Raw genomic sequence first — 4,261 nt, 5'->3', positions numbered from 1 at the left:
CTCGGCACGATATTGGGCCAGATCGGCGGCCGCCGCCGCTATGCGCTGGAAGGATCGATCTTCGTCGCGGGCAGCCTGATCCAGTGGTTGCGCGACCAGCTTGGTCTGATTCGCTCCGCCGGGGAAACGGAGGCGCTTGCCCGGTCCGTGCCGGACAATGGCGGCGTGTCCTTGCTGCCCGCGCTTTCAGGGCTGGGCGCGCCGCACTGGCGGCCCGAAGCGCGCGGCGTCATTGCGGGGCTGACCCAAGGCACGACCCGCGCGCATATCGTCCGCGCAGCGCTCGAATCGATCGCGCATCAGCTGCATGATCTGGCCGGCGCCTTTGCGGCGGATGGCGCGCCCTGGACGAACCTGCGCATCGACGGTGGGATGAGCGCGAATGACTGGATCGCGCAGGACATGGCGGATATGCTCGACCTGCCCGTCGAACGACCCGCCGATGTCGAAACGACTGCCCGTGGCGCCGCCATCCTCGCGGCGGTGGGCGCCGGCCTGCACGCGACATTGGAGGATGCGGCGGCGCTGTTGCCGGGGCGTCAGCGCTTCCTGCCCGCCATGGCGGGCGACGTCCGGGCGGATCGTTTGCGTGCCTGGTCCGTGCTCCTCACCGCATCGACTGATGCTTCCGCCGTCCGACTATGAGCAAAAAATTAAGGATAGCCTCCTATGCCTTGTCGGACCATGTCGCGGTTCACCCTTCGTAGCCCTCAGTCTCTATTTGCACCGGTGACAACCGGCTGCATCTATTTTGTCGCTGCGATGCTCTCGCTCCTGGTCTCGCGCTTCGAAGGCGGACTGGCCTTCATCTGGGGCGCCAACGCTTTTCTGATGGCGGAGTTGCTGACGTCACGCGTCGCTTATTGGCCACGCGCCATCCTTGCCTGCGGCGTGGCCAGCATGGCCGCCACCGCCATTTTCGGCATGGGGCCGGCCGCCGCGCTGCCGATGGCGCTCATCAATGTCGGCGAAGCATTGATCGTCGCCGTCATCTGCCGCCATTTCCTCAATGATCGGGCCGTTACCGGATCGGTGCGCCCGTTGGTCGTCTTCATCCTGGCGCTATGTGGTGTGGCGGACGTCGTCACCGGGCTGGCGGCGGGGTCGGTCGCTGCGTTGCAGACGCCGGTCGGTTTCTGGCCGTCCTGGCTGCAATGGTATACCGGCCATGCCTTGGGCGGATTGACCTGCACGCCCATCCTGATCCTGTTGATGCAGGGCGAATTCGGGCGCTGGATGCGCGAGACGCCGACCGCTACGAAGATCGAGGCGTTGGCGCTCTTGGCGCTGTTCACGCTGGTCACCGTGCATATCTTCTACTGGGCGCGCTATCCGATGCTGTTCGCGCCGCTGTTGCCGCTGGTCCTGATCGCCTTTCGCGTGGGGCATATCGGCGCGGCCGCTTCCATCGTCATCCTGGCGCTGATCGGCGGCATGGCAACCATGTCGGGCACCGGGCCGTTGATGATCATTCCCGCGTCGCTCGGGGAGCGGGTCCAGGCCTTTCAATTCTATCTGGCGCTCAGTTTCCTGCTGTCGATGCCGGTCGCCGCCGAACTGAACGGACGCCGCCGCCTGTTTCAGATGCTCCAGGAAAGCGAATCGCGGTTCCGCGCCATCGCCGAACATAGCGGCGATGTGGTGCTCGACATCAGCATGGACGGGATCATCGAATATGCCTCGCCCTCGGCGCTGGAGCAGATTGGCTGCGCACCCGACCTGCTCGTCGGCCAGGCCGCCGCGAATCTCGTTGATCCGCAGGATCGCGCGGCCGTGATCGCCGTGCATCGCCAGGCGATGGCGCAACCCGGCTCGGTCCACAAGGTGGAATTCCGCCCGCTGCTGGCGTCCAGCGACCTTGAATGTTGCGAAATGGTGAGCCGCGCCGTGGTCGATGAACGGGGCCAGTCCCATGGCGTCGTCAGCATGATCCGCGACATATCCCGGCACAAGGCGCGCCAGCGCGCGCTGCAACAGGTGGCCGCGCGCGATTCGTTGACAGGGGCCGACAGCCGGCGCGCCTTCCTCGAAAAGCTGGATGCGGAAATGGAGCGCGCCTTGCAGGGCGCCCGGTCCAGCCTGTTGCTGATCGACCTTGATCATTTCAAGTTGGTGAACGACCGCTATGGCCACAATGCGGGCGACCGCGTGCTGAGCGGCTTCGTGCAGCGATTGCGCCCCGAGCTGCGCAACTTCGATAGCATCGGACGGCTGGGCGGGGAGGAATTCGCCATTTTGCTGGTGGATTGCGACAGCCATGGCGCCAGCCTGATGTGCGAACGACTGCGGGCGCGGCTGGCGGCGCCGATTGATGTCAATGACCGTGGTGAAGCGATTAGCATCACCTTCAGTGCCGGCCTTGCGGAACTCGACGGCCGGTCGACTCGCTCAGCGATGCTGGAAGCGGCCGACAAGGCGCTTTATCACGCCAAGCATAGCGGCCGGAACTGCCTGCGCCTCGCAGCCTGATTTGCGCTGGCACGGCGGAAATTATCCGCATGTTATGTTGTAACTTACAAATTGCTGCTCTATGTAGCGGCGATCATGTCGCAGAATTTTCGCCAAGCCCTTTTGACCGGACGACTCGATCGCTTTGCGATCGCGCTGTCGGGGCTATGCGTCGCCCATTGTTTCATCACCGCGGTCGTGCTCGGCCTGCTCGCTTCGGCCGGCGGCATTTTCGAAAGCCCGATCTTTCATGAGGCCGGGCTTGCCTTGGCGATCCTGCTTGGCGCTGTCGCGCTGGGCCATGGCGCGATCGTCCACGGCTTCATGATGCCGGCGGCGATCGGCTCCCTGGGCCTGGGCGTCATGGCCGGGGCGCTGACCATGGATCATGGCTTGCAGGAAAGCGTCTATACGCTAATCGGCGTTGGCATCCTGGCCTTGGGGCATGACCTCAACCATCGCGCCGGCCGATAGCGGCCAGGCCATCTGGGTTGAATGCGCCCCAATCCGCGTCGGATCGTCTCAGGCGATCTTCTTCGGCCCGACCTTATGCTCGCCCTTCACCCAGCGCACGGTGCCGGTGCTGGCGCGCATGACCACGCTTTCGGTCGTCAGCTTGCCCCCCGGCAGGCGCTTGACCCCGTCGAGCAGCGATCCGTCGGTCACGCCGGTCGCCGCAAAGATGCAGTCGCCCTTCGCCAGATCGCTCAGGTCATAGATTTTGTCGAAATCGGTGATGCCCCATTTGCGGGCGCGCTGCTTCTCATCCTCGTTGCGGAATAGCAGCCGCCCCTTGAACTGCCCGCCGACGCAGCGGAGCGCCGCGCAGGCCAGCACACCCTCCGGCGCGCCGCCAGATCCCATATATATGTCGATCGTGGTTTCCGGGTCGGTGGTGGCGATCACCCCGGCGACATCGCCATCGGGGATCAGCATGATGCCGCAGCCGATGGCGCGCAGTTCGGCGATCAGCTTTTCGTGGCGGGGCCGGTCCAGGACGCAGACGATGATCTCGTGCGGCTCGACGCCCTTGGCGGCGGCAACCGCATTGACGTTTTCCTTCGCCGACCGGTCCAGATCGATGACGCCTTCGGGATAGCCGGGGCCGATCGCCAGCTTCTCCATATAAACGTCCGGCGCGTTCAGCAGGCCGCCTTCTTCCGCGATGGCCAGCACGGAGAGCGCGTTAGGGCCGGCCTTGGCGGTGATGGTGGTGCCTTCCAGCGGGTCGAGCGCGATGTCGATCTTCGGCCCTTTGCCGATCGCGTTGCCGACCTTCTCACCGATATAAAGCATCGGCGCTTCGTCCCGCTCGCCTTCGCCGATGACGACGGTGCCGTCCATATAAAGGTCGTTGAACGCCATGCGCATGGCTTCGACGGCGGCGGCGTCTGCGGCTTTCTCGTCGCCCCGGCCGATAAGCCTCGACGCGGCGATCGCAGCGGCTTCGGTCACGCGGACCATTTCCAGAACCAGCACGCGGTCCAGAATCGAGCTTGCCTGCTCCATCATTTTTCCTCTGCCCTTTTGCTTTGACGAAGCGGATAGGCCGTCCGTCGGCCCTTGTCGAGCGCCCGCCATGATCTGGTCATGATTGGATGATCTGCTCTCCACCAATGCGGATCTTGCGCTTTCTGCCCCTTTGTCCGCTCCTGCTGCCGGTGTGCGCCCTGGCGGCGGAAGAGGATGAATTGATGGCCGCCTATCGCGTCCGGACGCAAGTGGTGAAGCCGTGCGACCGGAGCGGCGGCGGCATCGTCGTGTGCGGAAACCGGGCCGAGCGCAACGCGCGCGAGCGTCTGCCGCTGCCGCG

The 4,261-nt window shown here is 64.9% G+C and carries 4 protein-coding genes and 1 pseudogene; 4 read left to right on the top strand and 1 reads right to left on the bottom strand.

All coding sequences use genetic code 11. The annotated features are described in order from the left end of the window. The 3 genes from C100_RS30525 to C100_RS30515 all read left to right on the top strand — a co-directional run. A partial coding sequence (locus C100_RS30525; protein WP_024018837.1) for an FGGY-family carbohydrate kinase occupies window positions 1–645 on the top strand: 645 nt, incomplete at its 5' end. Between the two features lie 39 nt (window positions 646–684). Continuing rightward, window positions 685–2,469: a sensor domain-containing diguanylate cyclase gene (locus C100_RS30520; protein ID WP_031308810.1), complete on the top strand. Its 1,785-nt coding sequence runs from the start codon at window positions 685–687 to the stop codon at window positions 2,467–2,469. Window positions 2,470–2,544: 75 nt separating this feature from the next. Then, window positions 2,545–2,922 carry a MerC domain-containing protein gene (locus C100_RS30515; RefSeq protein WP_031308809.1) on the top strand — a complete coding sequence of 126 codons (378 nt, stop codon included), beginning with the start codon at window positions 2,545–2,547 and terminating at the stop codon, window positions 2,920–2,922. A gap of 48 nt (window positions 2,923–2,970) precedes the next feature. Here the strand turns inward: C100_RS30515 and glpX are convergent, their stop codons facing one another. After that, window positions 2,971–3,957: a class II fructose-bisphosphatase gene (gene glpX / locus C100_RS30510; RefSeq protein ID WP_031308808.1), complete on the bottom strand. Its 987-nt coding sequence runs from the start codon at window positions 3,955–3,957 to the stop codon at window positions 2,971–2,973. Window positions 3,958–4,073: 116 nt separating this feature from the next. Here glpX and C100_RS30505 point away from each other — a divergent pair. Beyond that, a pseudogene (locus tag C100_RS30505) lies at window positions 4,074–4,261 on the top strand (hypothetical protein); the annotation flags it as partial.

This window comes from Sphingobium sp. C100, assembly GCF_000508185.1.
GTDB lineage: Bacteria > Pseudomonadota > Alphaproteobacteria > Sphingomonadales > Sphingomonadaceae > Sphingobium.
The sequence above is the reverse complement of the archived record's forward strand: the minus strand, read 5'-3'. Positions and strand labels throughout refer to the sequence as shown.

Excerpts from the sequence above, each read along its gene's own strand:
- glpX (WP_031308808.1), bottom strand. The coding sequence starts at position 3,957 with ATGGAGCAGGCAAGCTCGATTCTGGACCGCGTGCTGGTTCTGGAAATG.
- C100_RS30520 (WP_031308810.1), top strand. The coding sequence starts at position 685 with ATGTCGCGGTTCACCCTTCGTAGCCCTCAGTCTCTATTTGCACCGGTG.
- C100_RS30515 (WP_031308809.1), top strand. The coding sequence starts at position 2,545 with ATGTCGCAGAATTTTCGCCAAGCCCTTTTGACCGGACGACTCGATCGC.